The 22,616-nt window shown below is 63.5% G+C and carries 21 protein-coding genes; 9 read left to right on the top strand and 12 right to left on the bottom strand.

Going from position 1 to position 22,616, the window contains the following annotated elements; all coding sequences use genetic code 11:
* Nucleotides 1-32: 32 nt before the first annotated feature.
* Nucleotides 33-971 carry a DMT family transporter gene (locus tag HJO_RS12585; protein ID WP_206741853.1) on the top strand — a complete coding sequence of 313 codons (939 nt, stop codon included), beginning with the start codon at nucleotides 33-35 and terminating at the stop codon, nucleotides 969-971.
* Here HJO_RS12585 and HJO_RS12580 read toward each other — a convergent pair.
* From HJO_RS12580 to HJO_RS12570, 3 genes are all read right to left on the bottom strand, one after another.
* Nucleotides 968-1,945, bottom strand: coding sequence for an NADPH:quinone oxidoreductase family protein (locus HJO_RS12580; protein WP_035617390.1), 978 nt, complete (start codon nucleotides 1,943-1,945; stop codon nucleotides 968-970). The genes HJO_RS12585 and HJO_RS12580 overlap by 4 nt on opposite strands.
* On the bottom strand, nucleotides 1,942-2,976 hold the full coding sequence (locus HJO_RS12575; protein ID WP_035617388.1) for an alpha/beta hydrolase: 1,035 nt from the start codon (nucleotides 2,974-2,976) through the stop codon (nucleotides 1,942-1,944). The genes HJO_RS12580 and HJO_RS12575 overlap by 4 nt, the downstream gene beginning before the upstream one ends.
* A gap of 71 nt (nucleotides 2,977-3,047) precedes the next feature.
* Complete coding sequence (locus tag HJO_RS12570; protein ID WP_035617386.1) at nucleotides 3,048-3,677, bottom strand: TetR/AcrR family transcriptional regulator; 630 nt, start codon at nucleotides 3,675-3,677, stop codon at nucleotides 3,048-3,050.
* A gap of 216 nt (nucleotides 3,678-3,893) precedes the next feature.
* Here HJO_RS12570 and HJO_RS12565 point away from each other — a divergent pair, with 216 nt between their 5' ends.
* Complete coding sequence (locus HJO_RS12565; RefSeq protein ID WP_035617384.1) at nucleotides 3,894-5,351, top strand: DUF1593 domain-containing protein; 1,458 nt, start codon at nucleotides 3,894-3,896, stop codon at nucleotides 5,349-5,351.
* Nucleotides 5,352-5,374: 23 nt separating this feature from the next.
* On the opposite strand, the gene HJO_RS12560 is transcribed toward HJO_RS12565, so the two are convergent.
* Genes HJO_RS12560 through HJO_RS12550 form a run of 3 tightly spaced genes read right to left on the bottom strand, consistent with a single transcriptional unit; the run spans nucleotide 5,375 to nucleotide 8,127 of the window.
* Nucleotides 5,375-6,061 (bottom strand): DUF6498-containing protein, encoded by a 687-nt coding sequence (locus HJO_RS12560; RefSeq protein WP_035617382.1) that lies wholly within the window; start codon nucleotides 6,059-6,061, stop codon nucleotides 5,375-5,377.
* 41 nt (nucleotides 6,062-6,102) lie between these two features.
* Nucleotides 6,103-6,765 carry a M23 family metallopeptidase gene (locus HJO_RS12555; protein WP_051618569.1) on the bottom strand — a complete coding sequence of 221 codons (663 nt, stop codon included), beginning with the start codon at nucleotides 6,763-6,765 and terminating at the stop codon, nucleotides 6,103-6,105.
* Nucleotides 6,766-6,795: 30 nt separating this feature from the next.
* On the bottom strand, nucleotides 6,796-8,127 hold the full coding sequence (locus HJO_RS12550; RefSeq protein WP_035617380.1) for a flavin-containing monooxygenase: 1,332 nt from the start codon (nucleotides 8,125-8,127) through the stop codon (nucleotides 6,796-6,798).
* Nucleotides 8,128-8,217: 90 nt separating this feature from the next.
* On the opposite strand from HJO_RS12550, the gene HJO_RS12545 reads away from it, so the two are divergent.
* Together HJO_RS12545 and HJO_RS12540 are read left to right on the top strand one after the other, a co-directional pair.
* Nucleotides 8,218-8,718, top strand: coding sequence for a PaaI family thioesterase (locus HJO_RS12545; protein WP_051618568.1), 501 nt, complete (start codon nucleotides 8,218-8,220; stop codon nucleotides 8,716-8,718).
* On the top strand, nucleotides 8,708-9,139 hold the full coding sequence (locus HJO_RS12540) for a PaaI family thioesterase (protein WP_051618567.1): 432 nt from the start codon (nucleotides 8,708-8,710) through the stop codon (nucleotides 9,137-9,139). Before HJO_RS12545 ends, HJO_RS12540 begins: the two co-directional genes overlap by 11 nt.
* 217 nt (nucleotides 9,140-9,356) lie before the next feature.
* On the opposite strand, the gene HJO_RS12535 is transcribed toward HJO_RS12540, so the two are convergent.
* On the bottom strand, nucleotides 9,357-10,661 hold the full coding sequence (locus HJO_RS12535) for an APC family permease (protein ID WP_084141972.1): 1,305 nt from the start codon (nucleotides 10,659-10,661) through the stop codon (nucleotides 9,357-9,359).
* 368 nt (nucleotides 10,662-11,029) lie between these two features.
* Here HJO_RS12535 and HJO_RS12530 point away from each other — a divergent pair, with 368 nt between their 5' ends.
* Entirely contained in the window at nucleotides 11,030-11,767 is a 738-nt protein-coding gene (locus tag HJO_RS12530; RefSeq protein ID WP_035617375.1) for a polyamine aminopropyltransferase, read from the top strand.
* Nucleotides 11,768-12,336: 569 nt separating this feature from the next.
* On the opposite strand, the gene HJO_RS12520 is transcribed toward HJO_RS12530, so the two are convergent.
* Both HJO_RS12520 and putA read right to left on the bottom strand, forming a co-directional pair.
* The gene (locus HJO_RS12520) at nucleotides 12,337-13,203 is read right to left on the bottom strand and encodes a DUF3298 and DUF4163 domain-containing protein (protein WP_035617370.1); all 867 of its coding nucleotides are present in this window, start codon (nucleotides 13,201-13,203) and stop codon (nucleotides 12,337-12,339) included.
* 11 nt (nucleotides 13,204-13,214) lie between these two features.
* Nucleotides 13,215-16,349 (bottom strand): bifunctional proline dehydrogenase/L-glutamate gamma-semialdehyde dehydrogenase PutA, encoded by a 3,135-nt coding sequence (gene putA / locus HJO_RS12515; protein ID WP_035617720.1) that lies wholly within the window; start codon nucleotides 16,347-16,349, stop codon nucleotides 13,215-13,217.
* A gap of 200 nt (nucleotides 16,350-16,549) precedes the next feature.
* On the opposite strand from putA, the gene HJO_RS12510 reads away from it, so the two are divergent.
* Nucleotides 16,550-17,656 (top strand): glycosyltransferase family 4 protein, encoded by a 1,107-nt coding sequence (locus tag HJO_RS12510; RefSeq protein ID WP_035617369.1) that lies wholly within the window; start codon nucleotides 16,550-16,552, stop codon nucleotides 17,654-17,656.
* Between the two features lie 83 nt (nucleotides 17,657-17,739).
* A complete protein-coding gene (locus tag HJO_RS12505; RefSeq protein WP_035617368.1) occupies nucleotides 17,740-17,931 on the top strand; it encodes a DUF3008 family protein in 192 nt (63 codons plus the stop codon).
* On the opposite strand, the gene HJO_RS12500 is transcribed toward HJO_RS12505, so the two are convergent.
* The gene (locus HJO_RS12500; protein WP_051618566.1) at nucleotides 17,928-19,025 is read right to left on the bottom strand and encodes a substrate-binding domain-containing protein; all 1,098 of its coding nucleotides are present in this window, start codon (nucleotides 19,023-19,025) and stop codon (nucleotides 17,928-17,930) included. The genes HJO_RS12505 and HJO_RS12500 overlap by 4 nt on opposite strands.
* Before the next feature lie 316 nt (nucleotides 19,026-19,341).
* On the opposite strand from HJO_RS12500, the gene HJO_RS12495 reads away from it, so the two are divergent.
* Nucleotides 19,342-20,484: a type III PLP-dependent enzyme gene (locus HJO_RS12495; RefSeq protein ID WP_241764740.1), complete on the top strand. Its 1,143-nt coding sequence runs from the start codon at nucleotides 19,342-19,344 to the stop codon at nucleotides 20,482-20,484.
* On the opposite strand, the gene murI is transcribed toward HJO_RS12495, so the two are convergent.
* On the bottom strand, nucleotides 20,430-21,299 hold the full coding sequence (gene murI, locus HJO_RS12490) for a glutamate racemase (protein ID WP_035617366.1): 870 nt from the start codon (nucleotides 21,297-21,299) through the stop codon (nucleotides 20,430-20,432). The genes HJO_RS12495 and murI overlap by 55 nt on opposite strands.
* Before the next feature lie 123 nt (nucleotides 21,300-21,422).
* Between murI and HJO_RS12485 the strand changes: the two genes are divergently transcribed.
* Entirely contained in the window at nucleotides 21,423-21,725 is a 303-nt protein-coding gene (locus tag HJO_RS12485) for a hypothetical protein (protein WP_035617360.1), read from the top strand.
* Here HJO_RS12485 and aguB read toward each other — a convergent pair.
* Nucleotides 21,722-22,564 (bottom strand): N-carbamoylputrescine amidase, encoded by an 843-nt coding sequence (gene aguB, locus HJO_RS12480; protein ID WP_035617359.1) that lies wholly within the window; start codon nucleotides 22,562-22,564, stop codon nucleotides 21,722-21,724. The two genes, HJO_RS12485 and aguB, sit on opposite strands and share 4 nt — an antisense overlap.
* Nucleotides 22,565-22,616: the final 52 nt, after the last annotated feature.

The raw sequence follows: 22,616 nt of genomic DNA, 5'->3' as shown, positions 1-22,616 counted from the left end.
ATGCTTTGAATCCGTCAAGGCGCGCGCCCGCGATGCGCTTTGACAAGCCGGTCCGCCTACTGTCCAAGCGCCGGATGGAAATCTGGATCCCGATCACGATCGCTGCAGCGTTCCTGCAGAACCTGCGCTCTGCGCTGCAGAAACGCCTGAAAGCCACGCTCAGCACTTGGGGCGCGACGGCGGCCCGTTTCGTCTATGCCGCGCCGCTTGCGCTCCTCGTTCTGGGCGGTCTCGTCTTGACCACCGGCGCCACGGTGCCGCCACTGAACCTGACCTTCGTGCTCAGCGGCATGGCCGGCGGCCTCGCGCAGATCCTCGCGACCGGCCTGCTGATCCATCTCTTCTCCTACAAGAACTTCACCGTCGCGACGGCCTTCACCAAGACCGAACCGATCCAGACAGCGCTGTTCGGCATCATCCTTCTGGGTGACCACCTGTCACTGCCCGTCGCCGTCGCCATCCTTGTCAGCCTTGTCGGTGTCATCCTGATCTCGATTCCGGCGGACGCCACCGGCCGGCGCAGCTTTCTTGACCGGAAGGCCCTGCTGGGAATCCTCTCCGGCGGCCTGTTCGGCCTGTCCGCCGTTGCCTATCGCGGCGCGTCCCTGTCACTCGCGGACGGCGACGTGTTCCTGCGCGCCTCGGTCACGCTCGCCTTCGTCACCGGCTTCCAGGCCATCACCGTGCTCGTGTGGCTGCTTGTCCGGGAACCCGGCCAGACGCAGCGCCTCCTGCGCAGCTGGCGGAGTGCCGGTTGGGTCGGCCTGGTCGGCATGCTGGGTTCGCTCGCCTGGTTCACGGCGTTCACCCTGCAGAACGCAGCACTCGTTCGCGCCCTTGGACAGGTCGAGGTCATCTTCATGATCGCCGCCTCGATCCTCGTCTTCAAGGAGCGCGTCACCGTCCGCGAGATCGCCGGCGTCCTGCTGGTCGCCGGCGGGATCATCGGGTTGGTGCTCTGTTCGGCCTAGGGCGTGACCACGACCTTGCCGACAACCTTGCGGTCCCGCAGCATGGCGAACGCGTCCAGCGCGTCTTCCAGCTGGAAGCTCGCATGAACCCGCGGATGCGTCTTGCCCTCGCGCGCCCAGTCCCAGATGGTCTCGACGTTCTCACGGCCCTTGTCCGGGAACTGTCGGCCATATTCGCCGGCCCGCACGCCGACGACGGAGAAACCCTTGATCAGCGGCATGTTGGTCGCCACGGTCGCGATCCGGCCTGACGTGAAGCCGATCACCAGCAAGCGTCCGCCAAATGCGATACAGCGCACGCTTTCGTCGAACACGTCGCCGCCGACCGGATCGAAGATCACGTCCGCCCCGCGCCCGCCCGTCAGCGTCTTCACCTTGTCACGGAACCCCTGCATCACATTGATTGCATAGTCGGCCCCGTAATCCACGACGAGATCGAGTTTTTCGTCCGATGCGCCCGTCGCAATCACCGTCGCCCCCAGCAGCTTGCCGACATCGACGGCAGCCAGGCCCACGCCGCCGCTCGCACCGTGCACCAGCAGTGTCTCGCCGGGCTGCAGGTTGGCGCGCCTGACCAGCGCGACATAGGCCGTCAGGTAGGCCGCCGGATAGGCCGCCGCCTCGGCAAAACCCATCGCTGGCGGCTTCTTCTGCAGGGCGTCGGCCGGCACGACGACGAATTCGGCAAAGGCGCCAAACCGGCTGCCGCCCGCCACGTCATGGCCCAGGCGCAGCGGCCCTTCGGCCCCCTCCCCCATCTTGTCGACAACGCCCGAGAAATCCATGCCCGGCGTGAAGGGCGGTTCCAGTTTCAGCTGGTACTTGCCCTGCGTCAGCAGCAGGTCCGGGAAATTGACGCTGGCCGCCCTGACCCGCACGCGCACTTCGTCAGGCCCCGGCTCCGGCAACGGCACGTCGCGGACTTCGACGCCCGAAAAATCGTCTGCGATCCGATGGCAGACAAGCGCTCTCACAGGCGACCGTACATGTCGTGAACCATGCCTGCTATTTCCTCGCACGCAGCGCGAGAGCCGGGAGAAAAGTCCGTGAACGCCGTAAAGGCATGGGCCAGCGCATCAAAGCGCTTGTGCTTGACGTAAACGCCGTCGCGGCCCAGCCGCAGGGCATAATCATCGCCCTCGTCGACCAGCGGGTCATGCCCGGCCGTGATCACGATGGCCGGCGGCAGGCCCGACAGGTCGCCGGTCTGGCCAGGCGACAACAGCGCGTCGCTGCGGTCGAACCCTTCCGGCAGGTACTGGTCCATGAACCAGTTCATCGTGTCGGCCGACAGCGAGAACGTGTCGCTGAACACGGTCCGTGACGGGAATTCCTCGACCAGGTCGATGGCCGGGTAGATCAGCAGCTGCAGGGCCGGTACCGGCTTGTCCTCACGCTTCATTTCCTGCGCGACGATGGCGGCGAAATTGCCGCCCATGCTGTCGCCACCAACCGCCGCGACGCCTTCCGGCGCGCCATATTTGCCGGCATTGCGCAGGGCCCATTCATAGGCCGCGATGGCATCGTCGATGCCGGCCGGGAACTTGTGCTGCGGGGCAAGCCGGTAGTCGACCGACAGGACCGGGCATTGCGCGGTCTTCGCAATCATCGAGCAGAAGGCATGGCAGGTCTCGATATCGCCGATCACGCCACCGCCCATATGATAGTACACCATCATCGGGTGCGCCGGTTCCTGTTCGTCCGGCCGGTACAGCCTGACGGGAATCTCGTTCTTGTCGGGGCCGGGAATGGTGAAGTCCTCGAACGCCACGCCGGGCTCGGGATCGGCCGCCAGCATCGCGAGCTGTTCCTTGGTCGCCGCCTGCACCACATCGGCCGGCAGGCTGGACAGCGGCGGCGCCTTGCGGCCATTCCAGGCTACCAGCTGCAATTGCGGCTCCAGCACGCGGCCATTGATCTCGATCGGCTTGCCACCCGCCAGCCTGACGAGCCACCCGCCCGGCAGTTTGAACATCAATTTCGCGATCGTCTGCTGTAGGCTCATGCCCGGGCTCCCATCCTGCCTTTGTTTCCGGCAGCTTAGTCCCCTTCCGTGAGGTTCGCCAAGGCTTGTCCTTAGGGCCGCTTGCCAGCCACTTCCTTTACACCCGCCAGCAGCAGCCGGGTCGCGAACAGGGTTGCGCCCTCCGCATCGACCGGGCGGCGCTGCAACATGTCGTCGCCCATTTCACGCGCAATCCCGATGGCGGCGGATGTCAGGTAGTCGATATCCACGTCCGGCGCGCCGTCTGCCGAAAGCACATGGTCGAGATCGGAGCGGATCTCGTCGGCGACCGCCAGCATTTCCGGCGTGTCGACGCGCACGCCGATCAGGGCCATATGCGGCGCGCCATCGCTGATCGCCTGTTCGTTCTCGGCGGCGATGAAGCTGAAATAGGCGCGATAGGCCTGGTCGATATAGTCCTCCAGCGAGGTCGCCCGCGCCCGGACATCGCTCAGCCGCGCACGGAACCGATAGGTCGAATCCTCGGCGATGGCCTCGAAGACCTCTTCCTTGGACTTGAAGTAATTGTAGAACGTGCCCGCCGCCAGTTCAGTCTCCCGGATGATGTCGCGCACGGTGGTCGCCTCGAACCCGATGCGGGCAAACACGCGCCGCCCGGCGAGCAGGATCGCGCGGCGATTGGCGGCCTTGGACCGGGCGCGCTTGCCCGGAACGGTGAGACTGTCGGCGGTAGACGTCATGAAAAACCCTTCTGTGCCGCGAATCCGGCTTCAGCGGCGGATAATGCGCCCAACCGTCATCATGCGTCAACTTTATACGTCAGCGAGGCGAACACCCTGCCCTGTCGCCGGGGCCAGCCGCCCATGCCGATCCGATTCCGCTCGAATGTTAGCGCTAGACAAAAAGGGCGTGCGCCCTATTCTCGCGCTTCGCCTTCAACGCTCCACAGGTGGTTCATGATCGTCACGCCGAAACCAGTATTACGCGCCCTGGCGATCCTGGGGCTCGTTTTCGCCCCCCTGGCATCGGCCCAGACCACGACGGCCGAACCGGCCCAGCGCCTGATCGTCCTGACCGACATCGAGGCCGACCCCGATGACACGCAGTCGCTCATCCGCCTGCTGCTCTACGCCAATGAAATTGACATCGAGGGGCTGATCGCCACCACGTCAGTCCATCAGAAGACCCGCGTCGCGCCCGAGTCGATCCGCGCGGTCCTCGACACTTACGAACACGTCCGGCCGAATCTCGAAACCCATGCCGCCGGCTATCCCACCGGCGCTGCGCTCAAGGCGATCACGCTGCACGGCCTGCCGGAATACGGGATGGGCGGCGTCGGCGCAGGAAAGGACAGCGAAGGATCGGACTGGATCATCCATGTCCTGGAACAGGATGACGACCGGCCGGTCTGGGTATCGGTCTGGGGCGGCGCCAACACGCTGGCCCAGGCGCTGCACAAGATCCGGCGCACCCACAGCAAGGCCGACGCGGCGCGCCTGGTCGCCAAGCTGCGCGTCTACACGATCTCGGACCAGGATGATTCCGGCATCTGGATCCGGCGCAATTTCCCCGACCTGTTCTACATCGTCAGTCCCGGCGGGTATGGCGGCGCAACCTGGACAGCGATCAACGCCGAAATTCCCGGCTTTGACAATCACGAGATCAGCAATGCCTGGCTGGCCGGGAACATCCAGCAGGGCCACGGCGTCCTTGGCGCCAGGTATCCCGACGTGGCCTATGGCATGGAGGGCGATACGCCCGCCTATCTCGCGCTCATCCCGAATGGCCTGAACGCCCCCGAACACCCTGACTGGGGCGGCTGGGGCGGGCGCTACGAACTCTACCGGCCGGACCGGGCCGCGCTCGACCCCGACGGATTCACGGGCGGCGTCCCGGTCGAAGCCGAGCCGCGGGCCATCTGGACCAATGCGTCCGATCAATATGTCCCGCTCGTTGCCGGCACATACGGGCGGGCAACACATGCCGGATCCGAAGCCATCGACGGCAACAAGGCCACGCTGTGGCGGTGGCGCAAGGACATCCAGAACGACTTCGCGGCCCGCATGGACTGGACGACCCAACCGTTCGGGAACGCCAACCACCCGCCTGTCCCGGTGCTCGGCCATGCCGACACGCTCACCGTCAAGTCCGGCAGCGGCTTCACGCTGGATGCGACCCCGACGACCGATCCCGACGGCGACAGCCTCAGCTATGTCTGGTTCAACTATCCCGAGGCCGGCACGCTGGACGCCCCGGTACCGATCGACTCTGCCGAGAACATCGCGCGGGTCCATGTCGTCGCGCCGGACGTTACCACGCCGTCAACGCTGCATTTCATCCTGCGGGTAACCGACAAGGGTAGCCCCCCGCTCGCGCGCTACAAGCGGGTTATCGTCACCGTCCTGCCCGACTGATGCGCCGGTCACGGCGGCGGTGATCATCCCGCCTGCTCGAACGCAGACAGGCTGGCGCCCAGCTGGCCGTCCAGTTTCAGGCGCCGCAGCACCGACAGGACGAGTCCGAACACGACGCGGATCACGATCAGGATCAGCACGCCCAGCAGTGGCTGGTCCGTGGCAATCGAGAAGAAGGCCCCCAGGATGATCGCCACGTGCAGCGTGACGATCCGGCCATAGGGCGCAAACATCTCGGCGGCCGGGTTGGCCGTCACGAATTCGCGCTTGCCGATATAGTCGACCGCGAAGAATACCGCGTTGGTGAAGACGATAATGGCCAGGAACACCGGCATGCCTTCGCCCGAACCGACTGCCCAGCGCACGATGTCCATCATGCCATCGCCGCCGCCGGCATTGCTCGCGAACGATTTCAGGAACACGCCGTGGCCGTAGCAGAACATGCCATAGTGCAGCGTGAAGAACGGTATCAGGAAGATCGCCGCGCCCAGCTTCGCGATATTGCCCGTCGCCGAACCGGCCAGCCGCAATATCGTATAGGCGCCGATCACCAGGTTCTCCAGCCAGTACAGGGCCACCAGCGGTGTCGGCCCCCACTGCAACAGGATGATCGCAAGGATCGGCAACAGGTCTGTCACGAGGCTGAGCCAAGTCAGGGGATCACGGAAGGTGCGCGCCAGGACGGCCGGATCGAAAAAGCGGCCGCTCATGTGGCCGTGCCTGATGGTTGCATTGTCCCCCACTCCCCCGTTCAGTATCCCGTCAGGGCCGGCTCATAGGCAGGAAACCTGAACGGATCGTGCACGGACAGCCCTTTTGAGCCCTTCGGATTGCGATAATTTCCGGTCAGTATCTCATAATGCAGGTGGATCGCCGTCGCGTTGCCGCTTTGCCCCATCACGCCGATCGGCTGGCCATAGCCGATCGGCTGGCCGACCCGGACGCGCGTGTCGGTATGGGCCAGGTGGGCATAGCGCGTGTACACGCCCCGCCCGTGGTCGATCAGCACCTGCAGGCCGTACCCGGTCGACATGCGCGCCTCGACCACGCGGCCCGGCGCCGCCGCATAGACGGTGCCCGCCGGTCGGTGTGTCAGGTCGATGCCCTCGTGCAGCCTGCCGCCCCTGTAGCCGAACCCGGAAGACAGGCAGGCATCATTCGTCGGCACCGTCACCAGTACCACGCCGTCGACCACGATCACCGGCTTGAAATCGGCCACCCAACCGCCCGGATAGAAGACCGGCGCATTCGACACCGACATGCCGCCGCAGACCTGCAGGTAGGCATTCGGCTGGAACGGGCCTTGCACCGGGTTGCCGGGGTCGCCCGGCGGGCCATAGACGACAGGCGCCGGGGCCGTCGCACAGGCGCAAACGGCCAGCAGCAGAAAGATCGCAGGGACGAAGCGGGTCATCACACCCTTATGCCGGGCGGCGCGTTAATATCAGGCAACCACGGACGCGCGTTTTTCGCCCCGCTTTATTTCCTTCAGCAAATCCGCGACATAGACGCCGAAATCCACCTGCATCCGGTGGCGCGGACTGTCATAGAAATGGCCAAGGTGCTCGGCTTCGTCCGCCATCGTCACCCGCTCCATCTCGGCTGCATCGGGAAAGGCATAGGCGCCGGTCAGCGCCGCGGCGACCAGCTTGGATTGCTGTTCGGCAAAATTCACCAGCGTCGGCAGGGGCTGCGCCAGGCCGAGGAAGAACAAGGTCTCCCGGCCCGGCTTCACCATGCGCTTGAACAGCGGGAACGTATTCTCCTGCGGCGTCAGGTCCGCCTGCTTCAGGAACGGGAAGGTCACATTATAGCCGGTCGCCCAGACGATCGCGTCGACCTGTTCCCGGCTGCCGTCGGTGAACACGACGCCGTCGCCGTCGAGACGCTCGATCCCCGGCTTCGGGCAGATATCGCCGCACCCCACCCGCGTCAGGAATTCGCCCGACACCGACGGATGCCCGTCCAGCGGCTCATGGTCGGGCTTGGGCAGGCCGTAATCCTCCATCATGCCGATCGTCTTCTTGATCTTCGCGCGGGCCAGCTTGCGGCCCAGTTTCGCCGGCATCCAGGCCGGCAGCGCCGCCTTGTCGGCGGGCCGGCCATCGATATATTTCGGCAGCACCCAGACACCGCGCCGCATCGAGATGAACAGCTTGTCGGCGATCGGCCGCTGTGACAGTTCCGAGGATATGTCCATCGCCGAATTGCCGGCGCCGACAATCATCACGTTCCGGCCCCGGAAATCATACGGTTCGAACGGATCGCGATAGTGGTGCGAGTGCACCTGGTAACCATCGAAATGCCCGGGATAGCTCGGCATCCGCGCGTCCCAGTGATGGCCGTTCGCCACCACCAGCGCATCGTACTCACGCGCTTCGCCGGTCGACAGCGTCACCTTCCAGCGCCCGCCCGTCAGGCTCTCGCAATCGGTCACCGCCGTGCCGAACGTGATCGTCTCGCGCAGGCCGAAATGGTCCACGTAATCATGGAAGTACTGCAGCAGCTGGGCATGGTGAGGAAAATCCGGCCAGTCCTCGGGCACGGGATAGTCCTCGAAGGCGAGGCGCCATTTCGACGTGTCGATATGCAGGCTCTGGTAGCAGGACGAGGTGCCGTTGGGGTTCTTGTAGTACCAGTTGCCCCCGATATCGTCCGACATCTCGAAACAGTCATAAGGCAGGCCATGATCCTTCAGGCGTTTGGCCATGGTGAATCCCGAGCATCCCGCGCCAATGATGCACGTTTTCGGTTTGCTGCTGCCATCAAATGCCATTTGCAGTGTCCTCCCTTGCGTGATGTGTTCCCACGCTCCTGACCAGATGTTATCCGGGGCGACCGGAACGTCAAACGAAGAGGCCAGCACATGAGCGATGACCCGACGTCAGCCCCCGAAAGCGGTGTCCTGCCGCTTCGCCTGATGCAGGAAAACCTCGACATGATCTCCGGTGTCATCCCCTGGGGCCGCCGTCTCGGCTTCCGCATGACCAGGGTGGAAAAGGGCCATGTCTGGGGCGTCCAGCCCTGGAAGGAGCGCCTCGTCGGCGACCCCGACACCGGCGTCATCCATGGCGGCGTGCTGACCGCCTTCCTCGACAATCTCTGCGGCACGGCCGCCGGCTCGGCGATGGAGCAGCTGCGCTATGTCGCAACGCTCGACCTGCGCATCGACTATATGCGCCCGGCCGAGCCGCGCCGCGACATTCTCGGCGAGGCCGAGTGCTATCACGTCACCCGCTCGATCTGCTTCACCCGCGCCTGGGCCTTCCACGAAACCCGCGACAAGGTGATCGCCACCGCTGCCGGTGCCTTCGCCATCACCAAGCCGCGCGCGCCCTCCACGATGGGAGCCTCCGATGCCGAGTGACACCCCCCCAAGCCGGGCAGATGAAGTGGCCGCTTTCATCGCGCGCACGCCGTTCGCGCAGGAACTCGGCATGCATTGCGAAGTCATGGGCGACGAGATGACCGCCGTCCTGCCCTTCCAGGACAAGCTGATCGGCAATGTCGCCATCCGCGCCATCCATGGCGGCGCCATTGGCGCCTTCCTCGAGATCACCGCCATGGCACAGGTCTTCCTCGTCACCGAACACCTGACGCGCCCGCCGCGCCCGATCAACCTGACCATCGACTACCTGCGACAGGCCCACGCGAAGCATCTCTACGCCCGCGCCACCATCACCAAGATGGGCCGGCGCATGTGCTCGGTCCAGGCCGTTGCCTGGCAGGACGAGAAGTCAAAACCCGTCACCATACTGATGGCCCATTTCATGGTCGGCGGAGACTGACGCGGGGCAGGATCGATTGGCCGCTCTCAAACGCGGGAACTCGCCAGAAAGCGGCAGTAGTCTACAATACTGCGATGTCCGGTTTGGGCTCAAAAGGAGACATCCAGTTCACAGATGCCCAAGGTCCGCATTTGGCCCATTGTCGCCGGTCGTTACTCCTATTGCGAGCGTCTGATTTGCTTCTGCTTCGGGTCATGAGCGGACATTATTTACTATGTCATTCGTGAGCAATCGCCATCACCTTTTGTTCTCGGTCGGCTAGCCAATATACAGGTATGCCAGCGCACAACAGTATCCCGCCCCACATCAGCACAACAAAGCCTGATCCCACTAAGGCGAAAAACGAATACATTGCACTAACAAAGGCGAGCGTGATCCATCCTCGTGATGATCCCCAAGAGTGTTTGAGTTCCGCCAATGCACAAAGAAAATACGGCAATAACGCGGTGGCCGTGGACATCATCAGCAGGAAAGTAAAGGCTCCAAGGAGTCCTTCCGTTGCGTTTAACAACACGAGCACCGACCCAATCGACGCGCCCACGACAAGCGCAGCTGCAGGCGCGCCCCCAGGTCGCTGTCGGGCAAAAAATTGCGGGGCGATACCGTCTTGGGCCATGCCAAACGCGAGGTGGCCAATGACGAACAGGGCTGCGAGCAACGCTCCCGCCGTCGAAACCAAGGCCCCCACAGCGACAATTGTGAAGCCAGCACGGCCAAGCGACCGAGTGGCATCAACCAGGGGGGCTTCGGAATTCATCAGAATATTTTGCGGAACCAGCACCATAGTGGCGAGCGTGATGAGCACATATATACTCATGACAGTCAAAACGCCGAGAGAGACGGCACGTGGTAGTGTTCTTTGAGGATCGGCCACAGCATCAGTTGAAACAACACCTGCCTCCAGCCCAAGAAATGCCCACATTGTGAGCAGAGCCGTTGCCGCCAAAGAAGGGAAGAAACTGGTCTCAGGAACGTCCAATGCTAAAAGCTCTTTTGGCGAACCGACAACAATCGCTAGACCAATTACAAAAATGAGTGGCAGCAGCTTCAACATTGTTAAAACGATGGTCGCGAGCGCAGCTTCTTTAACGCCTTTCAAGGCAATAAAAGTCAGACTCCAAATGACAACGAGTCCAACCGCCATTTGTGCAAAATTGTTGTTTGATAAGTCAGGGTACAGGCTTCCTGCGTATCCGACAAAGGCCATTGCAATGGCTGGCACTGCGATAACAAACGAAACCCATAGGCTCCACCCTGCCATGAATCCAGCAAAGCGGCCAAATGCATCTTTTACGAAAACTGCAGGTCCGCCAGATCGCGGAGATCTTACCGCGAGCTTGCCGATTACCACGGCAATACACATCGCCCCGGCCCCGGTTACGAGCCAACCTGCAAGCGCATAAACACCAAATGGTGCCAGTACCGCCGGCAACAAGAATATGCCCGAGCCGACCATCGCGCCGACTGTCAGCGCCCAAATACCCCAAAAGCCAATCGGACGCGAAGTAGGTACTTCACCCATATTATTCCCCACCCAAGCATTGCCAGCTTACTGTTGGTGAGATGATCACTTTAGTCAATTAAGCTTGGAACTCCGACGATGGTTCTAATCCGTGAGCCGTCGTCGATATCGAGGCAACTCTTGCAATCGCGTGACGACAATTAGTTGCATTTAAACCCTCTCGCCAGTTTCAGCTTTGACGCCGGAAGCAGCCGTCCGAATTTGGATATCGTATGACCATCTTTGGCGATTTTCTAACATTGAAATCGTACCGCCCAATGTCCGCTTTCAGGATCAAACAGACATTGTAAGCGACCGCTTGGCCAGCCGCCTATGCCCCGCCGCTCGAACCCGCTAGGGAGGATGCTACAACGCAAGGACGTCGCCGCATGAGCCGCCTGTTTGAAGAACTCGACTATCGCGACACGCCGATCGGGCCGATCAGCCTGCGGCGGCGCTTCCACCCCCTGCTGAAAGTGGACGTGTTCGAGATCATCCTCGGCGACGAGCACCTGATGTCGAACATCTTCACCGTGTCGGAAATCGCCCTCGCCCGCCTCGGCCTCGACAGGCTGGCCAGCCTCAGTCCCGGCTCGGATGAAAAATGGGATGTCGTCGTCGGCGGCCTCGGCCTCGGCTACACCGCCGGCGCGGTGCTGGAATATCCGCGCGTTGCCTCGCTGCGCGTCGTCGAGATGCTGGACGCCGTGGCCGACTGGCACGATGCCGGCCTGGTGCCGCTCGACCCGCCACTCAGCGCCGATGATCGCTGCCAGATCGTGCGCGATGATTTCTTCGCCCTCGCCCAGTCCGATACCGGCTTTGACGCCGCCCAGCCGGGCCGCCAGTTCGACGCCATCCTGATCGACATTGATCACACGCCCGACTGGCTGCTCGATGCGCGCAGCGGCCACTTCTACAGCGAGGCGGGCCTGCGGAAACTGCGCACGCACCTGAAGCCGGGCGGCATCATGGGCCTCTGGTCGGATGTCGTGCCGGACGAGGCCTTCGTGCAGCGCCTGTCAGGCGTCTTTGCGAGCGCCTCGGCCGAACCGGTCACGTTCTACAATCCCCTGCAGGACAAGAATCACACGCAGACGATCTATCTCGGCCTCAACCCCGCCTGAGCCGCAACGGCCCGTCTGGCTCCCTGCCTATCCAACCCCTTTGGCGTCCGGCGTATAATGCGCCGATGCCACCCTTCTCCCTCCTCACCCCCATGCAGGGGCTGCCCTGGTACCTGCTGCCGCTCTGGCCGCTGATCTTCTGGCGCATCCAGCGTTTGAAGAAGTGGTTCCGCGCGGCAGGGCATCCCGGGGCGCAGATGCTGTGGGGCGTGATGCGGAACGGGCGTGTCGTGCTCATTCGTCTGTCTGACGACATGTCCGTGCAGCGTTCGGGCTGTTTCCGTGCACCTGTGTCGAGCAGGCTGCGGCTGGCCCTCACGGATACCACCCCTCCCCCATGCCTTCGGCGCGCGCCGAGGCTGCGAAGGGATCAGCAATCACATTGCGATTGCCCCGCAGCAGGCCCAAGCGCAAGGCTGGTCCGGATCGGCCCCATCCCCGACACCTGACCCCGGCCCACCTCTGAAAACCCGTCCTCGAATGCGAAGCGCCCTCACAGGCGCCGCAGGCGCTGGATCAAGCCATCAGCGTCCGCTGAATTCGTTTTCCGGCCCTGCGCCGGCCAGGCCCTAATTCTCAGGATCGACCGGCTCACCGGCGAACAGGTCCCGGTATTCGGGCTTCAGTCCGTCATGGAAGGCCGCCTGCGGCACGGTGATACGATAGGCGCCTTCAGCAAACGAGCCGATCTCGTAAGGCGCAAAATGCACGGTATAGCCGCCGAACTTGCCGGCCTCGGTTGACGCCGCCAGGCCGACCTCGCCGTCGAGAATGCTGTTGTCGGAAATGGCGTCCGCTGATTCGGCCCGGAACACCTCCCGCGATTTCGCGTCACCCGCAGCCGCCACCCGCTTGTCGGCAATGTCGGCATAGATCAGCGGCAGGTTTGCGCTGACCGTCGCAACCGGATCCGTCAGCAGGTCCCGCAATGTCAGCTCGCGCCCGGTCGTCACGTCATGGATGCGTGCATCCGTATAATAGTTCCCGTGCGCGCCGCCGGAATAGGCGCCTGTAAAGCCTTCAATACTGATCAGGTCGCCGGCTTCGGCCACCAGCGACCATTTGATGGTGAGGCTGAAGGGCGTGAAATATGCCGGATCCTCAAGCTTGTAGGTGGTCGCGTCATTATCCATCGCGTCGATCCGCACCCTGGAATCATAGGCCAGGTCAGCCGCGATCTTCGGGGCGATCTCGAACAGGCGGTCGTCGATCACCGACGAGCCGGTGAAACTGTCGGTCTTGACCGAAATCTCATGCGCCGGCCCCGGCTGGACAACAGGCACCTCTGGTGGCGCGACGACAGTCTCCGCGCCGCCGGTCGCCGCCACATTCGTCGCTGGCGCGTCAGGTGCGGCCGGCGCGGCCGGTTCGGTCTTTCCGCTACAGGCGCCAAGCGTCAGCGCACCGATTGCGGCGCAGCAGGCCAGTTTCAGCATGGACAATCTCCTCAAAGGCTCAGCAGTTCGGCATCCCCGCCCTGCGCCGTGATATTTACCGTTACCACGCGCTCCGAGGCAAAACGATGGAGATAGTGCGGCCCGCCCGCTTTCGGCCCTGTGCCGGACAGCCCTTCCCCGCCGAACGGCTGCACGCCGACAACCGCCCCGGTCATCGACCGGTTCACATATGTATTGCCAACCGGACAGGCCGCGATGACTTTCGCATGGAAGGATTCAAGGCGCGAATGCACGCCCAGCGTCAGGCCGTAGCCCTTGGCCGCCAATGCCTTGCCCACCTTGGCAACATTGTCCGGATCATACCGAACGATATGAAGGATGGGCCCGAAATTCTCTTCGCTGATCTGGTCCAGCGATGACAGTTCCACCAGCGCCGGCCCGAACCCGTAGCCGTCCTCGCCGATCTTCCCGGCATCGACCTGGTGCAGCAGCTTGGCCTCGGTCTTCATCCTTTCGAGGTGCGCCCTCAGCAATTCGCGCGAGTCGGTATCGATCACCGGGCCGACATCCGTGTCGGCCTCGGCCGGGTTGCCAAGCTTCAATTCATTCATTGCGCCGATCAGGCCCTCGATAAGGCCGTTCGCCGTGGACTTCGGAATGAAGGCCAGGCGCAGCGCCGAACAGCGCTGGCCCGCAGACCCGAAGGCCGACACGATCATGTCGTCGATCACCTGCTCGCGCAGCGCCGTCGTGTCCACGAACATGCCGTTCAGGCCGCCCGTCTCCGCGATGAACGGAATGATCGGCCCGTCGCGGCCGGCAAGTGTGCGATTGATCAGCCGCGCCGTCGTCGTGCCACCGGTAAAGCAGACGCCAGACACGCGCAGGTCCGACGTCAGCGCTGCGCCAACCGTCTCGCCCCGGCCCGGCAGGAGGTGAAGTGCATCCACCGGAAGTCCCGCGCGCTGGAACAGGCGGACCGCCTCGAACGCAATCAGCGGCGTCTGCTCGGCCGGCTTGGCAACGACCGTGTTGCCGGCCGCAAGGGCGGCAGCGATCTGTCCGGTGAAAATGGCCAGCGGGAAGTTCCACGGACTGATGCAGCAGAACACGCCGCGCCCGTGCAGTGACAGGTGGTTGGTCTCGCCCGTCGGTCCCGGCAAGCGGACAGGGCCGGCAAAATCGAGCTCTGCCTGCGCCGCGTAATAGCGGCAGAAGTCGACAGCTTCACGCACTTCAGCGACGCCGTCGGCCAGTGTCTTGCCCGCTTCGCGCGCCATCAGGACGATCAGGCGCGATGCGTGCTCTTCAAGAATATCGGCCATCGCGCGCAGGTGATCGGCGCGCTCTGCGCCGCCCAGCGCATCCCACTTGGGCTGGAAGCGCGTGGCGGCCTCCATCGCCGCATTGATCGAGGCTTCGCTCGCTTCCTTGCAGGCACCGAGCACGGTCTCCGTGTCGAACGGCACGCGCACGAGGTCTCCGCCATTGGCGTCCGGCTTGCCGGACACGATCGCGCCGGCCGCAATCGCCGGGCTGTCGCGGAAGGATTTGAGCGAGGCAGCCATGGCCTTGCGCACACTGGCCTGGCTGAGGTCGAGCCCCTGGGAGTTGCGACGCTCCGGCCCATAGATGCGGGGCGGCGTCGGAATGCCGGGATGCCGGCGCGGACCGACCTCCACCTTGATGATCGGATCGTCGACGACATCCTCGACCGGCACGTCCGGGTCGAGGAAGGAGTGCACGAAGCTGGCATTCGCGCCATTCTCCAGCAGGCGGCGAACGAGATAGGGCAAAAGGTCCTTGTGCGCGCCGACCGGTGCGTAGACGCGCACCCGGCGGCCGGCTTCGGCAGCATCATACAGCGCCTCTCCCATGCCGTGCAGGCGCTGGAACTCGTACGCCGTCACGCCAGCCTCTTCAGCGAGAATGTCGATCGCCGACAGGGTGTGGGCATTGTGTGTGGCAAATTGCGGATAGATCGCGGGCGAGGCCGCCAGCATCTCCTTGGCACACGCGATATAGTGCAGGTCTGTCCCCTGCTTCGTGGTGAAGACAGGGAAGTTCGCATAGCCTTCGACCTGGGCGTGCTTGATCTCGCTGTCCCAGTAGGCGCCCTTGACCAGCCGCACCATGAAACGCTGGCCCGTATCCTCAGCCAGCCGGGTCAGGTTGGCGATCACCGACAATGTGCGCTTCTGGTAGGCCTGGATGGCCAGGCCGAGGCCGGCCCAGCCCTTCAGCGACGGTTCGCGCGCCAGGCGTTCGAACAGTTTCAGGCTGATGACCAGGCGGTCCGCTTCTTCGGCATCGAGGCAGAGATGGATATTGGCCGCGGCCGCCTTTTCGCACAGCGACAGGAGCTGGGGATAAAGCTCGGCCATGACGCGGGCTTCATTGACGGCCTCGAAGCGCGGATGGATCGCCGACAGCTTGACCGACACGCCATTCGCCGCTTCCGGCGCAAGGGCCCTGTCCTTGTCGACGGCAACGGCATCGATCGCCAGTTCATAGGCTTTCAGGTAGCGCGCTGCATCTGCGCTGGTGCGGGCGCCCTCGCCGAGCATGTCGAAGCTGAAATGCGCAGCTTCGCCGAGCTTCACCATCCGGCGGCCGCGCTTCAGCGCTTCCTTGACGGTGCGCCCTAGGACGAACTGCTCGCCCATGATCCGCATGGCTTGCATCATCGCGGCCCGGATCACCGGCTCGCCGCTCTCGCGGATCAGGCCGGAGACGAAATTGGCCGGCCCCTTGGAAAGGGAGTTCGGCACTCCGATCACGTGCCCGGTCAGCATCAGCCCCCAGGTCGAGGCATTCACCAGCCAGCTCTCGGACTGGCCGAGATGCGAGGACCAGTCGCCCGACCGGATCTTTTCCGCGATCAGGTCGTCCCGCGTATCAGCATCCGGCACGCGCAGCAGCGCCTCGGCGAGGCACATCAGCGCAAGGCCTTCGGAGTTCGACAGTCCGAATTCCTCGAGGAAACTCTCCATCACGCCCTTCTTGCGGCCACGTGACCGGGCGATCTCGACCAGTTCGCGGCCACGCCGCACGGCCGTGTGACGCGCGCCCTCGCTCAACGGCGCCGCGTTCAGGATGCCTTCAAGCAAGGCCTCCTCATCGACAAATTTCTCGTCGTCCAGGGTGTCCCAATCGATGGAAATGGGGGGAATCGAGTCAGGCATGCAGGGTCCGGTCATCTGAAGGTTTGAAGGATGGGCGCCATGGCAGGGAAAATCCTGCCGTCATATTCGGGTTTGTTGGCATAGATATATCGCGGTCCATTCTGTAACGCGAGGAAGTTTGCAGTTGTTCCGCCCCTTTACGCATGCGCACAACCCGGCCACATTGCGCCGCGACCCGCCAATGGCCTCAAGGAACACTCATGCGCATCATGCTCGTCACAGACGCCTGGGACCCTCAGGTAAATGGCGTCGTGCGCACGATGAAGCGCGTCATCGAGGAATCCGAGGCAATGGGCCACATCTGGGAGATCGTGCATCCCGGCGACGGCTTCCGCACGGTGCCGCTGCCCACCTATCCCGAGATCAAGCTGGCCCTGTTCGCCCGCAAGAAGATCGAGGAGCGCTTTCGCGAGTTCGAGCCGGATGCCATCCATATCGCCACTGAAGGCACGCTCGGCATGGCCGGCCGGGCGATGTGCCTGACCGTCAAGCACCCGTTTTCGACGGCCTACCACACGCGGTTTCCGGAATATGTGTCTGCGCGCCTGCCCATTCCGACGTCGGTTGGATATTCGTTTGTCCATTGGTTCCACAAATACTCCGGCAAGGTCATGGTACCGACCCCCTCGATGGTCGAGGAATTGCGGGCCCGCCATTTCATCAATCTGGTCGCATGGACGCGCGGCGTCGATACCGAAATGTTCAATCCGAGCCGCCGTGTCCCGGAAGGAGAAGAAAAAGACCCGTTCAAGGGACTGGCGCGCCCGATCTTCCTGAATGTCGGCCGCGTCTCCGTCGAAAAGAACATCGAATCCTTTGCCGAACTCGACCTGCCGGGATCGAAAGTGATTGTCGGCGACGGCCCGCAACTGGAAGAACTGAAGCGCAACTATCCGAACGTCACCTTTCTTGGCAGCCGGTTTGGTGAGGACCTGGCAGCGGTCTATGCCAGCGCCGACGTCTTTGTCTTCCCGAGCCTGACCGACACGTTCGGCCTCGTCGTGCTCGAGGCCATGGCATCCGGCATCCCGGTCGCCGCCTTCGACGCGACCGGCCCGCGCGACGTGATACCGGGTTCGGGCGCCGGCACGATCACGCCGGTCGGAGGCGACCTTGCGAAAGGTGCCATCGACTGCCTGTCACTCGACCGCAAGACCTGCCGGACCTTTGCCGAGACCTATAGCTGGAAAGCCTGCGCCGAGGCGTTCATCGAAAACCTCCAGCCTCTGCCGGCCCCTGCCCGGCGCCGCTTCTGGCAGAAGATCCGCCTGCGCCGGCGCAAGCGCCCGCCGATCGAAGGCCTCTAGAGGCAGGTTTCCACCTCACCCTGAGAACTTCCGGGCGCCTCGTGCGTAGGGAAATCACAGGCACTGGAAAGGAGGAAAGACCGATGCCCGCACGCTCAAAAGCCCAACAGAAGGCCGCTGGCGCCGCGCTTGCCGCCAAACGCGGCGAACAGGACCGCAAGGACCTGACCGGCGCGGCCCGACACATGTATGATTCAATGACCGAGGCAGAACTCGAAGACCTTGCCGGGACATTGCACAAGCGCCTTCCCGACAAGGTCAAGGGGCATGCCTAGTTCGACGCCGCCGCCTTCAGGCTTTCGGCAACCGCACGCTGGGCGTCCCGGTCTTCATCCGTCAGCGGGATCAGTCCCTTCTCGACGAGATAGCCGTCCGGCCCGAACGCGCTGTCCGACGTGAACGCCTCGATGTAGTCGATCAGGCCCGGGACGAGCGTCAGGTTCTGGTCCTTGACGTAGAAATACATGATGCGCGACAGGCCATAATCGCCCGACGCGATGTTCTCGAACGTCGCCGGCACCCCGGCGAGCTGGGCGCCTTTCACCCGGTCGCCATTCTGTTCGAGGAACGAATAGCCGAGCACACCAATCGCCGTCGGCGACTTCACCAGCTGCTGGATGATGGCCGTGTCGTTCTCACCCGCGTCAATCCAGGCGCCGTCCGTGCGGATCGTATGCGCGCGCACCTGGAACGCCTTTTTGTCGCTCGCCTTCAGCGCGTCGAGGGCGGGCAGCGATTCGGCCCCGTGTTCCATGCCAAGCTCGACAAAGGCATCGCGTGTGCCGGAAGTGGGCGGCGGGCCGAATACCTGGATCGGTTCATCCGGCAGGCCGGCGTCGACATCGTGCCAGGACTTGTACGGATTGGGCTGGAAGCCACCGGCGCCATCCGGAATGTCCTTTGCCAGCGCGAGGTAGAGCTGGGTCTTCGTGATGTCGAAATCCGGCCCGTTCTTCGAGTTCGCAACAACGATCCCGTCATAGCCGATTTCGACCGGCGTGATCTCGGTGACGCCGTTGCTGGCGCAAAGCGCCGTTTCGCTGGCCTTGATCGGGCGTGATGCGTTGGAAATCGACGGTTGGTCAGGGCCGAGGCCCTGGCAAAAGGCCTTGAAGCCGCCGCCAGTGCCGGTCGTTTCGACAATCGGCGTCGAAAAGCCGGACGTCGCACCAAAGCGCTCGGCCACGGTCGTGGCAAAGGGCGAAACCGTGGAAGACCCCACGATCTTGATCTTCTGGGTCGATCCGCTCATTTCAGGCGCCGCAGCGACGCCATCCGATGTGTCGAGTGATGACAGGTCGCTCTTGCCACAGGCGACAAGCGTCAGGGCCGCAAGGCCGATAGTACCGCAGATCATGCCGGTCTTCATGAAGGAATCTCCGATGTTGCATGGGACATTTCCCAGGGAATCTGTCTCCCGCAATACGGCTCGCAGATGACGGTGGTATGGATGAAAAGTAACATTTTTGCGACAGTTTGCAGCCGGACCAAAAGTTTCACTTGCACTCGCGATCATGTTCGCATATCTCACGCTCCGAATACGGATGTGGCGGACATCTGGGCCAACCCTTAAACTGGGGGCCCCCTGCACTAACGCCCGAAGCTGGTTAAAAGCCCTTTGGAGGTTAGGTGTCATGCACTCCTATGCTACCCCCTATAATATTGTGCGCTCGCAAGAGCCCGACATGCCTGTCTACTGCTTCCGCCCCGACCGGGTGACGACGGCTGCAAAATGGTTCCGCGAAAGCTTTCCGGGCCAGCCGTTCTATGCGGTCAAGGCAAATCCGGGCGTTCACGTGCTCGACGCCCTCTGGGCCGCAGGCATCAACAGCTTTGACGTTGCCTCCGAGAACGAGGTCGAGCTGATCTACAACCGCTTCCCGGGCGCCCGCATGGCGTTCCTGCATCCGGTCAAGAACCGCCGCGCGATTTCGCGCGCCTACCACCAGTATGGCGTGCGCATCTTCGTGACCGACACGCATGCCGAATTGCAGAAGATCCTCGAGGAAACCGGCTTTGCCCGCGACCTGACGATCATCGTGCGTATCGGCGTCTCGAATGACGGCGCGACCCTGCCGCTGACCGGCAAGTTCGGCGCCAATGAAGATGACGCTGCGGAAATCCTGCGCGAAGCCCGCCGCTATGCCGACGAGCTGGGCGTCTCCTTCCATGTCGGCAGCCAGGCGATGAAACCATCGGCCTGGGCGACCGCCATGGCAGACGTCTCGCGCATCATCATTTCGGCTGGTGTCACGGTCGATATCGTGGATGTCGGTGGCGGATTCCCGTCGATCTATGCCGATACGCCCCCGCCGTCGCTGGAAGACTATGCCGCCATGGTCGAGCGGTCGTTCGAGTCCATGTTCGTTCTCGAAAACGCCGACCTGTGGTGCGAACCCGGCCGCGCGCTCGTCGCGGAAGCGGAAAGCCTTCTGCTGCGCGTGGAACTCGCCAAACCCGGCTCGCTCTATCTCAACGATGGCTCCTATGGTGCCCTCTATGACGCCGTGCACGAGCGCTGGCAGTTCCCGATGCGGGCCATCACCGGCGACGGACGCAAGCTGCGCGGCATGGCCGAGTACACGGTCTATGGGCCGACCTGCGATTCGACCGACAAGTTCCCCGAAAAGGTCTGGTTGCCTGCAGGGCTCACCGAAGGCGACTATATCGAGTTCGGCAATATCGGCGCCTATGGCCGTGCGATGGCCAGCCGGTTCAACGGGTTCGGTGAAAGCGAAGTAGCCATCGTTCACGATGCGCCGTGGCCGAGCCTCTACAACAAGGTCGGCGCGGAAGTGATCGCGATCGGCTCCAAAGCCACGAACTGAACCTCCGGAAAACCGTAACGTCTGAGGACAAGCGCCAGGTCCGGCGCCTCCTCGGGCGGGCTGGTGAGATAGGCCGAGCCGCCCACGCTGCGCGCCTCGGTTTCCTGCGGCAGGACGCGGATGGTCTGGCGGGCAATTGCCGCGCCCGAATCGACATAGCTCACCGCGTGAGGGGCGCTGGCGATAAGCTGGCCGCGCACCAGCGGGAAATGCGTGCAGGCCAGCACGATCGTGTCGATCTCGTCGCCGCCCGGTGCCTCGAACAGCGGGGCCTGGGCGGCGGCAATCGCCTCAATCGGGACGTCCTCCCCCCGCGCATGGGCCTCGGCCAGGCGGACCAGTTCGATACTGCCATGCTGGATCACGCGCCGGCTGCCGGCGAACTCCGCGATCAGCCGGGCCGTATAGGCGCGCCCTATGGTTCCAGGCGTGGCCAGCAGGCCGATCGTGCCCGTCTGGGTAAACGCCGCTGCCGGCTTGATCGCCGGCACCGTTCCGACAACCGGGATGTCGAGCACAGCCCGAACCTCCTGCAGGGCCAGCGTGCTGGCCGTGTTGCAGGCGATCACGAACACGTCCGGCCGGACATGGTCGCACAGGGCCTTGGCCACCCGCGGCAGCCGCTCCCTGAGCGCCTCATCCGACTTGTCGCCATAGGGGAAAAAGGCGCTGTCGGCAGCATAATGGACACCGAGCGCTGGCCCGAGGGCGCGGATCTCTTCCGCCACCGTCAGGCCGCCAACCCCGGAATCGAACACCAGGACCCGGCCCCGGGCCGGCGAAGGGACGAAATTATTCGGCAGGAACTCGGTCATCACGGAATGATATGTGCATTCGCAGACGGCGGAAACGGGGCAGTTCCACGGCACTGTCATGTGGTTTGTTGTGCACCGCAACATAAAGGACTACATATTGAACAGGAACAAGGATCAAGGCCCATGATGGAACTCTGGCTCGCACCGTGGCGAGCGTCTCTCGCCCTCACAACTTCTGCACTGGAAATGATGCTCAAGGCCCAGAAAAACATGATCGGCAGCGCAGGGCTTGCCAGCATGCAGCCGATGGACGAGGCCCGCATGCGCGAGGCATTCCATTCCGCAGCCGGCGCCAACCTGCGCCGCTGGGGGAAGACGGCTGATGCCCTGCAGACCCTGCCGGAATGGTACCGTGACCTGTCCAGAGTGCCCGGCACCGTGTTGACCGACTGGTTCGATGCCGCGCGGCGCCCGTCGCAGGACTAGGCCAGCGACGTATACAGGTCCGGGCGCCGGTCGCGGAAGAAACCCCAGGCCGCCCGGTCCCGCTCGACCGTTTCAAGGTCGAACGTCGCGCTGATCACGCCTTCTTCCGTTCGGCCGAGATCGGTGACGACCTCACCGGCCTGGTCAGCAATAAAGCTGGTGCCGTAGAACACCTGGCCGTCTTCATCGCCGATGCGATTGGCGGCAGCCACCGGAATGACGTTCGATACCGCGTGCCCCAGCATGGCGCGGCGCCAGCGCGCGGCAGTATCGAGGCTTGAATCCTGCGGTTCGGCGCCAATCGCTGTCGGATACAGCAGGACGTCGGCGCCCATCAGGGCCATGGCCCGCGCGGCTTCCGGGAACCACTGGTCCCAGCAGATGCCAACCCCGATGCGGCCCTTCCGGGTGTCCCAGACGCGGAACCCCGTGTCGCCGGGGCGGAAATAGAATTTCTCCTGGTAGCCCGGCCCGTCAGGAATATGGCTCTTGCGGTAAACGCCCAGCGCCTTGCCGTCAGCATCCAGCATGACCAGTGAATTGTAATAGTGCGGGCCGTCCTTCTCGTAGATCGAGACGGGAATCACGACGCCCAGTTCTGCAGCGATTTCAGAGAGTTGCACGACCGCCGGATGCGTTTTCCACGGGTGCGCCCGGGCAAAATGCACTTCGTCCTGCGTCTTGCAGAAATACGCCCCGCAGAAGAGTTCAGGCGGCAGCACGACATCGGCGCCCTGCCCGGCCGCGTCGCGCACGAAGCCGGCAACCCGGGCAATATTCGCCTGGACGTCGTCAGACGGGGCGAACTGGATGGCGGCAAGGGTGATCGGGCGGGGCATGGGCGGAAGTCCGGATGGGGGCGACAGGGTGAGGGGGCGGGTGTGGCAGATG

Source organism: Hyphomonas johnsonii MHS-2, assembly GCF_000685275.1.
Classification (GTDB): Bacteria; Pseudomonadota; Alphaproteobacteria; order Caulobacterales; family Hyphomonadaceae; genus Hyphomonas; species Hyphomonas johnsonii.
The sequence above is the reverse complement of the archived record's forward strand: the minus strand, read 5'-3'. Positions and strand labels throughout refer to the sequence as shown.